The 16,013-nt window shown below is 56.0% G+C and carries 9 protein-coding genes; 7 read left to right on the top strand and 2 right to left on the bottom strand.

Going from position 1 to position 16,013, the window contains the following annotated elements; translation table 11 throughout:
* Positions 1–87 precede the first annotated feature (87 nt).
* Together repA and repB are read left to right on the top strand one after the other, a co-directional pair.
* Positions 88–1,275, top strand: coding sequence for a plasmid partitioning protein RepA (gene repA / locus ACS3QZ_RS19545; RefSeq protein WP_456039409.1), 1,188 nt, complete (start codon positions 88–90; stop codon positions 1,273–1,275).
* Positions 1,272–2,288 carry a plasmid partitioning protein RepB gene (gene repB, locus ACS3QZ_RS19540; RefSeq protein ID WP_456039408.1) on the top strand — a complete coding sequence of 339 codons (1,017 nt, stop codon included), beginning with the start codon at positions 1,272–1,274 and terminating at the stop codon, positions 2,286–2,288. The genes repA and repB overlap by 4 nt, the downstream gene beginning before the upstream one ends.
* Before the next feature lie 582 nt (positions 2,289–2,870).
* On the opposite strand, the gene ACS3QZ_RS19535 is transcribed toward repB, so the two are convergent.
* On the bottom strand, positions 2,871–7,547 hold the full coding sequence (locus ACS3QZ_RS19535) for a heparin lyase I family protein (RefSeq protein ID WP_456039407.1): 4,677 nt from the start codon (positions 7,545–7,547) through the stop codon (positions 2,871–2,873).
* 630 nt (positions 7,548–8,177) lie between these two features.
* Complete coding sequence (locus ACS3QZ_RS19530) at positions 8,178–9,170, bottom strand: replication initiator protein A (protein WP_456039406.1); 993 nt, start codon at positions 9,168–9,170, stop codon at positions 8,178–8,180.
* A gap of 436 nt (positions 9,171–9,606) precedes the next feature.
* Here ACS3QZ_RS19530 and ACS3QZ_RS19525 point away from each other — a divergent pair, with 436 nt between their 5' ends.
* The 5 genes from ACS3QZ_RS19525 (at position 9,607) to ACS3QZ_RS19505 (ending at position 15,809) form a co-directional block, all read left to right on the top strand.
* The gene (locus tag ACS3QZ_RS19525; RefSeq protein ID WP_456039405.1) at positions 9,607–10,947 is read left to right on the top strand and encodes a ParA family protein; all 1,341 of its coding nucleotides are present in this window, start codon (positions 9,607–9,609) and stop codon (positions 10,945–10,947) included.
* Positions 10,948–11,027: 80 nt separating this feature from the next.
* Entirely contained in the window at positions 11,028–12,377 is a 1,350-nt protein-coding gene (gene glmU, locus ACS3QZ_RS19520; protein WP_456039404.1) for a bifunctional UDP-N-acetylglucosamine diphosphorylase/glucosamine-1-phosphate N-acetyltransferase GlmU, read from the top strand.
* A 28-nt stretch (positions 12,378–12,405) separates the two neighbouring features.
* Positions 12,406–14,226, top strand: coding sequence for a glutamine--fructose-6-phosphate transaminase (isomerizing) (glmS, locus tag ACS3QZ_RS19515; protein ID WP_456039403.1), 1,821 nt, complete (start codon positions 12,406–12,408; stop codon positions 14,224–14,226).
* Positions 14,227–14,421: 195 nt separating this feature from the next.
* On the top strand, positions 14,422–15,189 hold the full coding sequence (locus ACS3QZ_RS19510; RefSeq protein WP_456039417.1) for an NAD-dependent epimerase/dehydratase family protein: 768 nt from the start codon (positions 14,422–14,424) through the stop codon (positions 15,187–15,189).
* Complete coding sequence (locus ACS3QZ_RS19505) at positions 15,186–15,809, top strand: sugar transferase (protein ID WP_456039402.1); 624 nt, start codon at positions 15,186–15,188, stop codon at positions 15,807–15,809. Before ACS3QZ_RS19510 ends, ACS3QZ_RS19505 begins: the two co-directional genes overlap by 4 nt.
* The last annotated feature ends 204 nt before the right edge of the window (positions 15,810–16,013 follow it).

Raw genomic sequence — 16,013 nt, 5'->3', positions numbered from 1 at the left:
GCGCGAATCCGCCCCTGAGACAATAGTCACGGAAAAACGGCTACTAACGCCAAATTCCGTGAATAGATCGATTCAGCGCAAGAAAAGATGATCGAGCATACGACAACAGAAGACCTGAACGCAGTCATTCGCGCACATTCCGAGTGGCTGGCGAACCAACTCCATTCGCAACGAGAGAGCCTGTTTTCACCGGGTGAGCAGAAAGCCATGCGCAAGTTCACCTCAGGTGAAGTGGCGACGCTTCTCGGGGTTGGTGACAGCTACCTGCGCAAATTGCATCTGGACGGCAAGGGCCCCTCTCCCGAACTCACTGCCGGAAACCGGCGCCTCTATTCCGCCGAAGATATCCAAACGCTACGTGTGCTGCTTGAAAAAACTGCGCGCCGCCCTGGCGACTATCTGCCTGGGCGGCGAAACCGGGATCACCTCCAAATCGTCAGCGTCATGAACTTCAAGGGCGGCTCCGGCAAAACTACGACCGCAGCACATTTGGCACAGCACCTCGCCTTGCATGGGTATCGTGTATTAGCAATCGACCTTGATCCACAGGCCTCGCTGACTGTCCTACATGGCGTCCAGCCGGAATTTGATCTTTTGGACGGCGGCACGCTTTATGATGCGATCCGCTATGACGATCCGGCCCCGATCTCTTCGGTAATTCGCAAAACCTATATTCCTAATCTCGACCTGATTCCCGGCAATCTCGAGTTGATGGAGTTCGAGCATGACACCCCTCGGGCCTTGGCGCAGGGGAATGCCGGACTATTCTTCTTCCGCGTACGGGATGCCCTAACACAGGTCGATGGCGATTACGACGCAGTCGTCATCGACTGCCCCCCACAGCTCGGCTTCCTGACCATGTCCGCGCTTTCGGCGGCAACCGGCGTTCTGGTCACCATCCATCCTGAAATGCTTGATGTGATGTCGATGTCTCAATTTCTGCGCATGACCGCTGACCTGATGGATGTCATCGCCGAAAGTGGCGCTGATATGAGCCACGACTGGATGCGCTATGTCCTCACCCGCTACGAACCTGCCGATGCGCCACAGAACCGGATTGTTGCCTTCTTGCGCACTATGTTTGGCGAGGCGGTCCTGAACGCTCCGATGCTAAAATCAACCGCCATCTCCGATGCGGGCCTTACAAAACAAACCCTTTACGAGGTCGAGAGATCCGCCTTTACCCGCTCGACCTACGATCGTGCCATGGAAAGCCTGAATGCCGTCAATGGCGAGATTGCAGACCTCATCCAGAAAACCTGGAGGCGCCCATGACCTCGCGCAAGAAAGAACGAATGTCGATGCTAGACAAACTGGCGACTGCCGGATCTGCCACGCCTGGTGCAGCAGCATCCATGATCACGACAAACCGGGCTCTCAGGTCCGCACGCGACGCGGTTGACGGCCATCACGTCTGGGAACTTGACCCTAGTCAAATCGACGACAACCGGCCTGTAGACCGGCTTGAAACCAACGATATCGAGGATCTCCGCCTAGCCATCGAGACCAACGGCCAGACCGTGCCTATCCTGGTCAGACGACAGCCTTCTCAGCCAGATCGCTACCTTCTGGTTTATGGGCGCCGCAAACTCGAGGCCATCCGCCGCTCTGACAAGGTTTCCAAGATACGCGCACTGATCGCCACCCTAGATGAGAGCGCGGCAGTGCGCGCGCAGGTCTCGGAGAACATGGCAAGGCGCGATCTGACTTACATCGAAAAGGCGTTGTTTGCCAGGGAGTTGGTTCGATCAGGGTTTGGCAACCAATCTGAAGTGGCCGAAGTTCTGACGATGTCGAAATCCGCGATCTCGATGGCATTGGGAATCGTAGACACGGTAGGCGAGGATTTGATCCGCGCGATCGGCCCCGCTCCCGGCGCCGGGCGCCCACGCTGGGAAGCTTTGGGCAAATGCATAGAGGCCACCGGCAGTGATCGAACCGAGTTGCAAGAGATCGCCTCTGGCACCGTCGAAAAGACCGCAGCCGCTACGGATAATGTCACTGAAGGGGGCGGTGCCTCCTTGCGCGCCCTAGAGACGGTTGAAACCATTCTCGCGCAAAAGGCAGCACACAAGCAAAAGGCTACCCCTGATGAACAATCGCGCACGATGACTGCGGCGTCTCGCCCCTTGGTTTTTGACGGCACCAAAATAGGCTCGTTGCGAAAGAACGCCAAAGGCCTCACGATTGCCCTGAGCGAAAGCGACTTTTCAAAATGGCTGGAAGCCGAAGCGCATGAGGTTCTAAACGAACTATATGTACGCTGGAAGTCGAAGCGGGTCGACTGAGCCCACCTCCCTCCCAAAAGTTCACAGCTGTGAACATAAGCGACGCACCGCGAAGAACCCGAGAAGGTTGGCATCTTCATCTGCCAACTTCGCCCAAAACCCGATTTCAAACTCGAGGCTGATTGGCAGCCTAGCAAAATACCAGAAGGTTTCCGAAACGTGCCCGCAGTGCGGGGCAGGGGAGAGATGTGCCAAATTCGCAAGGCAAGACGAGGATCATTTTACGCTGGCTGGATGGGCTTGCACCCTGAATTACAATGGTTCATGAAGCTTGTTCTCTGCCCCTTCAGGCTGTGCACGAATGGCGCAAGACCCAATAACCCGGCGCTACAGTTTTTACCAAACAGATTCGGTGAGCAATTTTCAACTTTCTTGGTCCTCCCCCCATTACTCCGACAAAAAGAAACAAAGTTCTTCTGTTTGGAAACCAATTTGTAGAGGGGCGGGTTAACCAGATTGTGGCGGTTGGAAACCGAAATCTGGAAACACCTCCGATCACTCAGACATATGTACAGTCCAGCTTAGCACGCGGCTCCTCAAGGCTGGCTCCCCCACGCCAACTAGCGTGGGGAATGAAGCCCTCTACAAGCTCCAGATAGAGATATCGGTATCATCAAACCGGAAATACTCCACATCGATCAGGCTGTCGGTGCCATCCGCCCCCACCACCGTCACGTTGTTGCCCGACCGCGTCAGCGTGTAGTCGGTCGAATTGCCCGAGAAGATCGCATAATCCGACGATCCACCGCCATTCAGCGTGTCATTGCCGGCCCCGCCCATCAGGTAATCCACGCCGCCATAGCCGAAGATCATGTCGTCGCCCTCCAGCCCGTTGAGCTGGTTGCGCCCGTTATTACCCGTCAGCTGGTCGTCAAACCGTGACCCAACAAGGTTCTCGATCTCGAAATACAGATCCCGCGCCGCGTCGCCGCCGGTGCCATAGCCCGTCTCCTGGCCATTCACCACAGCCCCGTTGCGCAGGTTCGCAATCACGCCCGACGACGCGTTGAAATACGTCACCGTATCAACCCCGTCACCGCCGAAATACCGCTCACGACCGCCCGTCGAACTGACGAACCAGTCGTAATCCCCGAGCCCGCGGAAGTCATTCTCTCCCGCGTCGCCATAGAACACGTCCTGACGCCCCGACCCCGTCACACGCTCCACGCTCGTCAGGCTCAGACCCGACGCCAGGTTCGTGTTGTTGGTCGGGTTGGCCAGATCCACAAGCACACCCGTCGCCTGCGCCCCCGTCGGCGGCAACCCGTTCGACGAGAACACGTCCGCGATCACGTTCGTGGCGTTCGACTGCCACTCCAGGAACGAAATCATGTCCTGGCCCGTGCCACCATCGATCGTATCATTGCCAAGCGTCGCAATGATCCAGTCATAGTCGCCCAGACCCCGGATTTCGTCATCCCCGTCGCTGCCGCGAATCCGGTCGGCAAAGATCGTACCCGTCAATCGTTCAATATTCGTAAACTGGATCGATTCAGACCCGTCATGGCTCACCGCCGTACCCGAGCCCATGTCGATGTCCAGGCGATAGTCGGTGTTGGTCCGACCCGGCGTGTCCGGAAGGTTCACAAACGAGATCATGTCCCGACCAGCCCCGCCATCCACCGTATCCGACCCACCACCCGGCGTGATCCAGTCGTTCCCGCCCAAGGCGTTGATCACCTCCGACGCGGACGTCCCAACAACATTCTCCGCAGCGTCAGTCCCAGTAATCGTCGGGGTGCCACCGATCAACATCTGGCCATTTAATGCTGCAACCTGCGCATAGGTCAGTGTCTGATCTGAGAACTGAAAGAACTCAACATCGTTTGAGACCGAATTTTCCCCAGTCTCCAGCGTCAGCACGACCGCACTACCCCCCAGCACGACCCCGACATGGGTGCTGGCAATGTCGAAGATCGCTGTATCGCTGCCTGCACCACCCAATACCGTGTCGCTACCGCCGCGCCCCTCGATCGTGTCGTCCCCCCCACCGCCGCTCATCAGGTTGTTACCGGCATTGCCCCGTATCGTATTGGCGCGCGCGTTACCAACAAGCGTCAGATCACTAAGCGCGGTAGAATCGACCGCCGCCAAGGTCTCGATATAGTGGACTGAACTCAGGGTAAAACTCACAGAGGTCAGCACGGTGTCATTGGAGCCGCCCCCGGACCACTCATTAATCACATCGCCAGCATCATCCACGTGGTAAGTATCGTTCCCGCCATAGCCATACATCGTGTCTGCACCGGCCCGACCATCGAGAATATTGTCCCCATCATTTCCCCGGATTTCATTGGCGGTATCCGACCCCACAATATCGAGTGCATTGGTGGTGGCCTGGGATGTCACGCGGATCACTTCGACTTCAGACCCGGCATCCAGCGTGATTCCAACGGTCGTACGGATGGTATCTGTGCCTTCACCGACAGCCTCAGTCACAATGGCGTTTTCGCTGTCGACATAGAACGTGTCATTGCCCAACCCACCACTGAACTGTTCACTCTGCCCGACCAGCCCTGTGCCACCATAGAACGTGTCGTCACCCGCCCCACCAATCATAGTGTCTGCACCGCTTTCTCCGCGCAGAACATCATTGCCGGACCCGCCATCAAGGCTGTCGTCACCCGCCCCGCCGTAAAGCGTATCAAGCCCCTCACCGCCAGTCAGCGTATCATCATCGCTGTCCCCGGCCAGCCGGTCATTGCCAATACTGCCATCCAGATTGTCATCGCCCGCGCCCCCGTAAAGGCTGTCTGCGCCATCCCCGCCCCGAAGGGTATCCGCTCCGGCGTCACCCAACAGACTGTCGTTGCCGCCGGCACCCTGCACGATATCGTCACCGGTGCCGCCAAAGACGGTATCATCACCGCCCCCAGCCAATAGCGTATCGTTCCCGGCCTCACCTTGCAGGCTGTCATCACCATCATCGCCATCCAGAAAGTCATTGCCCGTGCCACCAAAGCCCGTGTCATTGCCCACACCCAGCCGCAAGGTATCCGCCCCGGCATACCCGAAGAGCAAGTCATTCCCATCAAGTCCTCGAAGCTCGTTCACACCGTCATTACCGCGGATCTCGTTGCTCGTGTTGGAGCCGAAGAGATTGATCGCAGTGGTCCCCGCCTGATTGGTTGTACGGATGTCTTCAATATCGGATGTCCCGGCATCGAAATTGACCGATGCACGCACTGTGTCCAATCCTTCGCCAGCCGCCTCGAACACTCTGTCGCCGATATCATCGACCACAAACTGATCATTGCCGTCGCCGCCCGACATGGTGTCGGCACCCGCGCCGCCCTCCAGCGTATCATCGCCAATGCCGCCCGACAGATTGTCATTATCACCATTTCCGAAGAGAAAATCGTTCCCGGCTTCCCCGATCAGAGTGTCATCGCCCGCGTCGCCAAACAGACGGTCGGCACCCGCCCTGCCGACAAGATGGTCTGCCCCATCCTCGCCATGCAGACTGTCATCCCCATCGCCGCCATCCAGCGTATCGTTGCCAACACCACCAAACATGGTGTCGTTTCCCGCACCGCCAATGGCACTGTCATCACCAGCTTCCCCCTGGAGGCTGTCATTGCCGATTTCGCCCCGCAAAACATCATTCCCAGAGCCTCCAAACAGCGTGTCATCACCATCCGCACCAGAGAGCGTATCAGCGCCATCCTCTCCCTGCATACTGTCATGGCCATCCGCACCACGCATGGAATCGCTGCCGGCGCCCCCGAACATGGTGTCATTGCCGACACCCCCATCCATCGTATCTGAACCGCCGAAACCCTGCATGCTATCGTTGCCGGCGCGACCATAAAGACCGTTCGCGCCGTCGTTGCCGCGCACTTCATTGTCAAAATCCGTGGCATAGAGATTGATTGCCGTTGTGGCCGATTGATCGGTGGTATTCAGGACCTCGATATGACTGGCCGCGCCAGCATCAAAAGAGAACGACACCCGCACCACATCATGACCTTCACCCGCATTTTCGACCACCACGTCCGTGGCGTCGGTTACTACGTAGCTGTCATCACCGATACCACCCACCATCGTGTCGGCGCCCGCACCACCTTCCAGCGTATCGTTGCCGGCACCGCCGTAAAGCAGATCAGTGCCTGCCTCGCCGTAAACCTCATCATTACCGGCATCACCATGGACGGTATCGTTACCCTCGGACCCATATACCTGATCATCGCCATCGCCGCCAAAAACCTGGTCGTCACCCAGATCGCCCAGCACACTGTCATTGCCGCCCAAGCCACGTAGCACGTTGTTGCCAGTGTTGCCCTGAATGGTATTGGCCCCGGCGTTACCGGTGCCATCGACATTGTCTGTGTCCCAAAGGATCAGGTTCTCGACATCATTGCCAAGCGTGTAGGTTATGTAGGAACGGACCTGGTCCGTGCCGCCCTGATCTACGCCGCCCGAGCGTTCGTTGACCACATCACCCGCATGGTTGACCACATAGAAGTCATCTCCAGCACCACCATTCATGGTGTCAGCGCCATAACCGCCGTCCAGCGTATCATTACCGTTCAGGCCATTCAGCACTTCGTCTTCCCAGAAGCCCAGCTTGTTAGCGACAATCTCGTCATCACCAGCGGTGCCGTTCAGCGGATCGGGGCTGCCATCAGCAGTCACGGTAAAATCGCGGAACTGGGCCGCTATTGTCTCGGATGTATGGGCGCGGTAGACACCCATCTGCAGGTAGGGTCCTATCTCGTCATTATACCCGAGTGGCCCAGAGTAATCGATGATCTGAACACCGTCGCGCCACACGCGGAGCGCACCGCTGCCTCCGACATTGTAGTCAAACACCACCTCGAAGCGCATCGAGATCCAAGTATCCCGCGGTAACGGGTTGGAATCGAGATACATCGCATTGGTAGTGGGGGTGTCGTAGGGGGGAATCGTAATTGGCGCAGGGGTCGACGTTGTTATCGGGTTCGGATCGGTGCGGCCCGCGATCTCAAGCCGTTCACCACGCATCTGCATCGCCAACGGCGGACTGGCGGCCCCATCGATTGGGTTACCATCCGCATCCACATCCTCGGTCTGGTGAAACTGCATGAGCAAGAGCCAGGCAGCATTGTTTGCAGCACCGCCTTCGACCAGAAAATCAAACTCCACCGTAAATTCGCGGCCAAACTGCATGCTCTTGAGCGACCCGATTTCAGAGCGGTTCTTGCCCTGCGCCAAGTCATCCTGATCATCAGGAATTTTGGGGTCGTCAAAATAATCACCATCGCGCACTTCAAAACGCATGATGTTAGCGGCAGGTTCTGAGTAGCTATAGGCGTTACCGACATTCTTGAAAAAGGAGTCTTCCGTTTCAAAAAAATCCGTGTCGGCCGGCGCGGCTACCGGGACCGAATCTAGGGCTTCCTGAGTAAGGTCAGAAGCTGTTTGCTGCCGCATTGGAGCATTATGGACAAACATATCAAGCAAAGAGGCCGAGGTGCTTGTGGCAGACCATTTGTTCCACGATGCCCGATCTGAAGCCTCGATAACCTCCAGCGTCGCCCCAAATCCGACACGCCCCTCCTCCGACGCGTTCAAAGACGCAGAAACGACCCCGTCCGCGGGGAGGGTATCATTTTCAGGCAGACCGTGAGCGAGCTCTTCCCCAGCATATGCAGCCGAGGCAATCTCGGCGGAAGCAGTGTCCATTTCCACCCCTATGAGAGGCGCGTTCAAGTCCGTCTGAAAATATTCAAGCCCTGCCTCAGTTGCTTCTGAAATGTTCAACCACAACGGCGTTCTATTCTGTTTCTGCATAGTCTATACCTTGCTTCACGTTAAAAGTGCTGCCCGGCAGCACTGCAATCCTTAATGTAAGATATCGGGAAATAGTGAATTTATTGAGGTCCGCATGAGGAAAGATCCATTCTCCCCTCATCTTTCGCGCACCCGCAGCCATCCGAGAAAGGCCTTGTCCGGCGCGCGCAGAACGCGTCGCCCAGAAGCTGACCACCAGGCTCGCCATTCCGCTTCCAGCGCATAGATATCAGCGCCAGGACTGAGCTCGCGGGCCTGTTCGATAGTTTCGGCCGACAAAGGCGGCAATTCTGGACCAACCTCGATGACATTACGCGGGAAAGCGCGCAACATGTCATCCGCACCAAGCTCAAGCTGATAGTCCGGCAATGTGTCTCGGGCGATAATGTCACGAACCATGGCACGAAACACCCTACGTGGACTGGCGGAGCCGGATTTCTTCAGCAGTGTCTCCAGGGAACAGCGCCATTCCGGCTGGCGACCACAATGTTTGCGTACCAGTTCATAAAGACGGCGTTCAAGCGGGCGACGCAGACGAAAATAGTCACGGCTGAGTGTAAGCACAGATCGCGCCGTCACCGCCCGGAACAACCAATCGGACAATGTCACCATGACGCTGACCATCCGCCCCCCCTTGGACTTACGCACGATCTGCCAGCTTTCGATCAGGCCAAACCCGGTTGTGACTTCTTTATCACCCGTGCGAATATTGGTCGTGATCCGTGTACCGGCCAGACGCTCGAAAGCTTCGCGCAAACGCTTATAGCCATCTCCACTGGTTTCCCGGTTAGTGGCGACAAGCAAATCGCGCGCTGTAAGATGGAGTTCTCTGGATACAGCCCGCCCGGCATTCAGAGCCGCCATGAGCTGGCTGACACAATAAATCAGAATATCCTTGTCATGAATCGTTGCCCGCCCACGCACCGACGGCGTGATCTCAACCATCACCTCTCCATGCTCATAATGCATAACAGACCGGTCCGGTCGGGTCGCAAGGGAGAAGATCGGGTGTTCCATCGACGCCAGATCGCCCTTGGGCAAGGCATCGAAAATATCACAAACAAAAAAATCCGCCGTCGGATAACGGTCTGCCTGAAGGTTACTGCTCATGTTTTCTTTTTTTCCCGACCACCAATTGAAGCAACAGCCCGCTTCGTGGTTTCAATGACGCCCAGCGTAGTAATTTCGAAAGCTCAGGTCCAGCAGCTGCGGTGGTTGTATCGTGGGATCAGAGTCATTCAAACGTGGGATCAGAGTCGCTATTTCGTGGTATCAGAGTCAGGAAGATATCCAGGCATCCTCACAACTATCTGAAAATAATAAAAAAAACTGCCTACCTTAAATATGAAAACAGGCGTAACTATAATATAACAATATTTATAACTAAAAAGTTTTGCCCTTCCAATCTCTACCCCTCTTCAGAAAATCCTTTATACCGCTGATTATAAACATTAATTTTACATTAGTAGTGACTTTATCGTTATGTACTCATTTTTTGGTGACACGTGAGATATATCGGTACATATATATACCTGATATACCTGATATGCCTGACCATCTTCCTCCATACCTAGGCCTCCTGCCTGATTCACCTTCCTCAGAAGCGGTTTCCGCACCCGCTGTTCTCGCTGATCTTGGGCCTCTTCCTATCGATCTAAACCAGCCTTCAACAGAAGCTTCCATTCCTAAGCTCCGGCTCTTTTCCACTTGGGAAATCTGCCGCTACATGCTCCCAATCGCAGTTGGTCATCTACGACGTGTCCTTCGAGAGCATCCTGATTTACCTCAGGGAAGAACAGACCGTAATGGACGTGCAAAATGGTTCACCTTAGACGAAATTGGGGTTTTGCGGGATTGGTTCGCAACCAATGGTAGGTTGCGCAAATCTTACCAACCATATCGTCCAGAGAATGCGTGCCCTCAAATCATTTCAGTAGCCCACATGGGGCAAGCTACTGGAAAAACTACGGTGAGTGCACACTTGGGAATGGCTGCCGCTTTGGATGGATATCGCGTATTGCTTGTTGATTTGGACGGCCAAGCGGACCTCAGTAACCGGTTTCAGATGAAGGCCATTGAAGACAACAGCACGGCCCAAGCCCTTCTGGCCCATCACTGTGCCAACCATCTGCAAACTGCAAACAGGAATCGACTATCACGTGGCGATCAACCTGTCTCCATGCCATCGATGTTAGCTGATGCACGTGACCTTGACCCGACAACCTTGATCCAGCAAACTCACTGGCCCGGAATTGACATCATTGCCGCCAGTGCCAGTTTGTGCGCGGCGGATGCTGTCATGGCGAACTGGGAAACAATTGCACGTGGGTGGTCGTTCTGGGAAGCGTTGCAAAGCGCCTTACGTGATCCGAAGATGACAACCGGGTACGATCTGATCGTCCTGGATACGCCTTCATCGTTGGGACCTCTCACAGTGACTGGAATAGCCGCAGCAGATGTTCTGCTCGTTCCAACTCTTGCATGTTCAGCCGGGCTTACCATGACAAACCGGTATCTCTCATTGCTGCAGACCACTCTGCAGGACATAGAGGACCGGCAAAACATTGCAGCCCGCGCTTTGGGAGAGACGGAAACCCGTTTTTCCTGGGATGCATTCCGGCTCTTACTCAACCGTTATGACGCTTCCTCACATGCCGAAGCGACAGCAGCTTTTCATGCCCAATACGGCACCGCTCTATTACCCCACTGGTTACCGGAAATCCCATTGGCTTCGACAAGTGGCATGGCAGGCCTGTATGAGGTGGATTACCGTATACCTGGTCGTGAGGCATGGGTGCAGGGCCGAGATGTGTTTGATGCCGTTTATGCCGATGTCAAACGCATACTGACCATTTTGTGGAAACAGAAAGGGCGGGGACTGAGATAACTATTGTCCCTGTAATGCTGCTTGGCTTTTGTCGCGGTTCTGGATAATCAAAGACCGAAAATCTTTAGAAAAGCACATTCATGACACTTGCATTGATTATTCTTGCTGCGGGCAAGGGCACCAGGATGAAATCGGATCTCCCCAAGGTTCTGCACCGCATTGGTGGGGTACCATTGATCGTTCACGCGATTGAGTCCGGATCCGCCTTGACTCCTGCCCGCACCATTGTCGTTGCCGGTCATGGTGCCGAGCACGTGGAAGCTTCAGTCCGAGCCTATGCCCCAGATGTGGATGTGGTTTTGCAGACAGAGCAATTGGGAACGGCCCACGCGGTGGCTCAGGCGCGTCAAACGCTGGCAGGTTTCGATGGCGACGCGGTTATTCTTTACGGAGACACACCCTTTATTACGGCTGAGACATTAATGCGCATGAGGGATGCGCGAAACCATGCGGATGTGGTTGTTCTGGGCTTTGAAGCGGATGATCCAGGGCGCTATGGGCGTCTTGTGACCGAAGGTGACCGCTTAATGCGGATCGTTGAGTTCAAAGATGCAACTGATGCCGAGCGAGACATTACACTCTGCAATTCCGGGGTTGTTATGGCAGATGCGCAGGCATTGTTCGGCCTGATCGATGCTGTAACCAATGATAATGCGAGCGGTGAGTACTATCTGACCGATACTGTCTCAATCGCCAATGCACATGGTTTGAAAGCCACCACCGTATCCTGTCCACAGGCGGAAACAATGGGCGTTGATAGCCGTAGCGGGCTTGCCCGGGCAGAAGCGCTCTTTCAGGCACGGGCACGAGCTGCTCTTTTGGAGAAAGGGGTTACGGTGCAGGCACCCGAAACGGTTTGGCTCAGTTTTGATACATCAATTGGACGCGAGACCGTGATTGAGCCACATGTTGTGTTCGGCACTGGCGTTACCATTGAAAGCGGGGCACATATTCGGGCGTTTTCACATCTGGAAGGATGCCATATCGCCGATGGAGCCATCATTGGTCCCTATGCCCGAATCCGGTCAGGTAGCCGGATCGGGGAAAGCGCTCGAATCGGAAATTTCGTTGAAACCAAAAATACGGATTTAGGGCCTGGTGCCAAGATCAACCATCTGAGCTATGTGGGCGATGCGTCGGTCGGAGCAAACAGCAATATCGGGGCCGGAACGATTACCTGTAATTACGATGGGGTTCTGAAACACCGGACCGAGATTGGCGAAGGAGCTTTTATCGGAACCAATACGGCGCTTGTGGCTCCAGTCAGGGTGGGGAGCGAAGCAATGACGGCAGCGGGGTCCGTCATTACGGATGATGTGCCGGACGGAGCGCTTGCGATTGCCCGGGCCGAACAAACGACGCGGCCTGAGTTGGCCCGGAGGCAGCGTAAGCGCTTGTTGGCCAAGAAGGCTCAGCAAGAGAAAACCTAAAAATTGTTCTTAACCGGAGCTATTGATCATGTGTGGAATTGTTGGTGTTCTCGGGCAGCATCAGGCGGCACCCATTCTTGTCGAAGGATTGAAACGGCTGGAATATCGTGGCTATGACAGTGCAGGGATTGCCACGGTTGAGAAGGGGCGACTTGATCGACGCCGGGCACTTGGCAAGCTGGTCAACTTGTCGGACCTGCTGGTGCATGACCCGCTCGCCGGGACGGCGGGTATCGGTCACACGCGGTGGGCCACCCATGGTGCGGCTACAACCGAGAATGCTCATCCCCACGCCCGAGGCCGGGTGGCCGTTGTGCATAACGGCATCATCGAGAATTATCGCGAACTCCGAAGCTTTCTGGCCGATCATCAGATTACTGCGGAAACGGAAACAGATACTGAAACTGTTGCGATGCTCTGCAACTGGCATCTTGAACAGGGGCAGAGTTCGACCGAGGCTGCATTGTCGACCATTGCGCAGCTAGAGGGAGCTTATGCGCTGTGCTTCCTGTTTGAAGGTGACGACGATCTGATCATTGCAGCCCGCAAGGGCAGTCCACTAGCTGTGGGTTGGGGTGAAGAGGAGATGTTCATCGGTTCCGATGCGTTAGCACTGGCCCCAATGACGAACCGGATCACATATCTTGAAGAAGGCGACATTGCCATCGTGACCCGGGCGGGGGCCGATTTCCTCGATGAAGCGCAACGGCCCGTGACCCGTGAAAGCCGTACGGTCAATGTCGATGCGACGGCGACGGACAAAGCCGGCCACAAGCATTTCATGGCCAAGGAGATTGCCGAACAGGCTTCGGTATTGGGGTCTGCGGTGAAGTTCTATCTGGGCGACCGCGAGGGGCACCAGATGATCGAGAATGGGCTGGATTTCAATGAGTTTGATCGGGTGGTCATGGTTGCTTGTGGTACGGCATCTTACGCTTGTCTGACCGCAAAATACTGGTTTGAGCAAATTGCCGGCTTGCCGGTCGAAGTTGATATAGCTTCAGAGTTTCGATATCGCGAACCGCCTGTGTCAGAGCGAACGCTGGCGCTGTTTGTGTCGCAATCCGGAGAGACCGCTGATACTCTGGCCGCGCTGCGATATTGTGCAGGCAAGGCCGGGAAAATCGTATCGGTGATCAACGTTCCTGAAAGTTCCATCGCCCGCGAGAGCAACCTGGCTTTGCCGATTCTGGCGGGGCCGGAAATCGGTGTCGCCTCGACTAAAGCCTTTACCTGCCAGTTGACGGTTCTGGCGGTTCTGGCCCTTCAGGCGGCCCGGCAGCGTGGGACAATCACAGAAGCGCTGGCTGAAACGTATACCGGGCAACTGCGCCATATCCCGGCGCAGGTGGCATCTGCGATGCAGTGCGAAAAGGGGGTGCACGCTGTCAGCATTCAATTATCCCGGTTCCGGGATGCTATTTTTCTGGGTCGCGGTGCAATGTATCCATTGGCGCTGGAAGGGGCCCTAAAACTCAAGGAGATCAGCTATATCCATGCGGAAGGCTATGCCAGCGGCGAGCTGAAGCATGGGCCGATTGCTCTGATCGACGAAGACATGCCGGTCGTGGTGCTGGCGCCGCATGATGATATGTTCGATAAAACAGTGTCCAACATGCAGGAAGTCATGGCTCGAGGCGGGAAGATCGTGATGATCAGTGACCCTGGCAGCATCTCCGAGTTTGGAGAAGGTATCTGGGCTTCTGTGCCGATGGCACCGGTCAAAGGACCTTTTGCTCCGATTGTCTACGCGGTTCCGGTGCAGCTTCTCGCCTACCACACTGCAGTCGAGAAAGGCACCGATGTCGATCAGCCGCGCAATCTGGCTAAATCGGTGACCGTGGAATGAGCCTTGGGGTTTGGAATGGAGCGCCGTCAGAAAGGAGGCGCAGTTTGAAATACGCAAGGCGTATGTTAATCGCATGAGGGACCAGTTCGTATTGGTCCGAAGGTGAATTTTCCGAGCCAAGGTGACGTGACAAGCTTTCCAACAAAAGAGGCCAAGGTTTTGCTGGTTGTTGGCGGCAATAGCCGACTGGCTAGGATGTTGCGCGAAGCTTGGAAGGACGCCCCTCTCGATGGTTGGGAAGCGGTGTGGTGCGCGCGTCAATCTGGTTCCCGAATCGATGCGGTCTGGTCACCGGGTGACCCGCCTCCCTGCGCTGCAGATGCCGTGTTGGCTCTTTGGGGGGGGGTGCCGGGCAGGGGGGACCTTGACGATAACACGCGCCTCGCTCAGGCCGCGATGGCGCTTGGGAGGGCGTGTGGAGCAGGGCGCGTACTGCATTGCTCCAGTTCTGCGGTCTATGGCCCCGGTGATACTTTACATGAGGATTCGGTTTGTGCGCCTTTGGGGGCTTATGGAGTGGCCAAACTGACCATGGAAGAAGCCATAGCCGCTGAGGCCGCTCCATCTGCTTGTGTGTTGCGCTTGGCCAATGTGACTGGTGCCGATAGCTTGTTTCAGTCGCTTTCTGTAGATGGGCCAATTGTCATAGATCAGTTTTCAAATGGGCGCGGGCCCCGACGCAGCTATGCCACCCCAAGTGGCATCCTGCGGGCGGTATGTGCATTGTTGAAGGCGAAACCGCTGCCGAAAGTGATCAATGTCGCTTTGCCCGGAGCATTTTCCATGGCTGACCTGATCCGTGCTGCGGGGCGGGAATTTGAGTGGCGGGAGGCTCCGGAAGGGGCATTGGCCGAGGTTGTAATGGATACGAGCCGTTTGCAGGCGCTGACCGGCGAAACGGCTCAGGTCGAAGCGTCTGCCATCATCGCCGAATGGCAGCGTTTGAGGGGATGTCTGGAGTGAACTGGGGCCGACGTGGAACAGATGTCGTGTTGGCGCTTTTGCTACTGGCGATATTGTGGCCGGTGTTGGTTATTCTCTCGATCGTGATCCTGCTTCTGGACGGAAAACCGGTGTTCTATTTCTCCGAGCGGATGCGGGCACCAGGGGAGCCGTTCACGCTCTGGAAGTTTCGCACAATGACCATGGTTGCCAAAGATAGCGGGGTGTCCGGCGGCGACAAGGGACATCGCATTACCAGAACAGGAGCTGTGCTGCGACGCTATCGACTTGATGAGCTTCCTCAGCTTGTAAACATCCTGCGCGGGGACATTGGGTTTGTGGGGCCGCGGCCACCACTCAGGCGATATGTCGAACGGTTTCCGGCTCTGTATGCCGAGGTTCTGAAGGACCGCCCGGGAGTCACCGGGTTGGCGACATTGGTGTTTCATCGTACCGAGGAGCGCTTGCTGGAGCGCTGCAAGTCACCAGAAGAGACCGAAGCCGTTTATGAAGGGCGTTGTGTCCCCACCAAAGCGCGGCTGGACCTTATTTATGCCCGACACCGTAACCTGTGCCTGGACCTGCGGATAATGGCTGCGACAGTCATTCGACGCATTCCCCCGGTTCCCCGCCGGCGCTGAATAGGGTGTTCTTCAGGGCCTGTGTCGTATGCGCATTACTGCACGAGTGGCCTCAACTTTAAGTGACATTGATCTGCCCCACAATCTGACCATGTCGGGGGTGTCAGGGCGACATCGTGGTTAGGTATGCGTGACATACAGGCGGCAGCAGCTCTTTGTTGTTTCAACTGCACCGTGCATGTACTGTTTGGACAATGTTCAAAC

The organism is Shimia sp. W99 (genome assembly GCF_053851455.3).
This window is presented reverse-complemented; position numbering and strand designations above follow the sequence as displayed.

Coding starts and splice junctions, on each gene's coding strand:
- ACS3QZ_RS19530 (WP_456039406.1), bottom strand. CDS start 9,170: ATGAGCAGTAACCTTCAGGCAGACCGTTATCCGACGGCGGATTTTTTT.
- ACS3QZ_RS19525 (WP_456039405.1), top strand. CDS start 9,607: ATGCCTGACCATCTTCCTCCATACCTAGGCCTCCTGCCTGATTCACCT.
- repB (WP_456039408.1), top strand. CDS start 1,272: ATGACCTCGCGCAAGAAAGAACGAATGTCGATGCTAGACAAACTGGCG.
- glmS (WP_456039403.1), top strand. CDS start 12,406: ATGTGTGGAATTGTTGGTGTTCTCGGGCAGCATCAGGCGGCACCCATT.
- ACS3QZ_RS19510 (WP_456039417.1), top strand. CDS start 14,422: ATGTTGCGCGAAGCTTGGAAGGACGCCCCTCTCGATGGTTGGGAAGCG.
- ACS3QZ_RS19535 (WP_456039407.1), bottom strand. CDS start 7,547: ATGCGTTTTGAAGTGCGCGATGGTGATTATTTTGACGACCCCAAAATT.
- repA (WP_456039409.1), top strand. CDS start 88: ATGATCGAGCATACGACAACAGAAGACCTGAACGCAGTCATTCGCGCA.
- glmU (WP_456039404.1), top strand. CDS start 11,028: ATGACACTTGCATTGATTATTCTTGCTGCGGGCAAGGGCACCAGGATG.